Genomic DNA, 870 nt, shown 5'->3' on the forward strand with positions numbered 1-870 from the left:
TCAACGAGGTGGTGGCCATTGCCGAGAAGAAGTGCCTGCTCTCGGGTGAACATTTCAGCGTGGACGGCACGCTGATCCAGGCGTGGGCTGGACACAAGAGCTTTGTACGCAAGAATGGGGTCGATCAGGACAACGACGGTGGCGGCGCGGGTGATTTCAAGGGCGAGAAACGTAGCAACGAGACACATCAGTCGAAGACCGATCCAGATGCGCAGCTCTATCGCAAAGGCAAAACGGCCAGCGAATTGCGGTACATGGGCCACACGCTGACCGACAATCGGCATGGCCTGGTGGTCAACGCGCGTGTGACGCGCGCTGACGGGCATGCCGAGCGCGAAGCAGCCAAGGTCATGATCAACGACGCGCGGCAAGTGGTAGGAGATGCGAGCGCAGAAATCACGCTGGGCGCAGATAGGGGTTACGACGCACAGGAATTCATCGAGGCGTGCCAGCAGATGAAGGTTACACCGCACGTTGCGCAAAACACCTCGGGACGGCGTTCGGCAGTGCCAGAAACGATTGCCGCGAGCGCGGGCTACGCCATTTCGCAGCAAAAGCGCAAGTTGATCGAACAAGGTTTCGGCTGGGCCAAGACCGTGGGCCGCATGCGCCAGGTGATGGTGCGTGGCTTGAAGAAGGTGGACCAAATGTTCGTGTTGAACATGGCGGCGTACAACCTTGTGCGCATGCGATCGCTGGCACAAGTCCGTCCATAGTGACGGTAATCGCGGCAATGAGGCCAAAAAATAGCCTCAAGCCGCCGAAAGAACGTTGAATTCGCGTTGCGATTGCACAATGCGAAAGTTTGCGACCGGCGGGCGCGTAAATCGAGGAGCGCCGCTTCCGCCGAGGGTGTATTTCCGCAACCTG

Annotated in this window: 1 protein-coding gene; it reads left to right on the plus strand. The window is 59.0% G+C overall.

Features of this window, described 5'->3' with window-relative positions:
• Window positions 1-716 (plus strand): IS5 family transposase (locus VSR34_RS38040; RefSeq protein WP_342965193.1); only part of this gene is annotated, 716 nt, incomplete at its 5' end.
• Between the last annotated feature and the right edge of the window lie 154 nt (window positions 717-870).

This window comes from Paraburkholderia sp. JHI2823, from assembly GCF_038900695.1.
GTDB classification, from domain to species: domain Bacteria; phylum Pseudomonadota; class Gammaproteobacteria; order Burkholderiales; family Burkholderiaceae; genus Paraburkholderia; species Paraburkholderia mimosarum.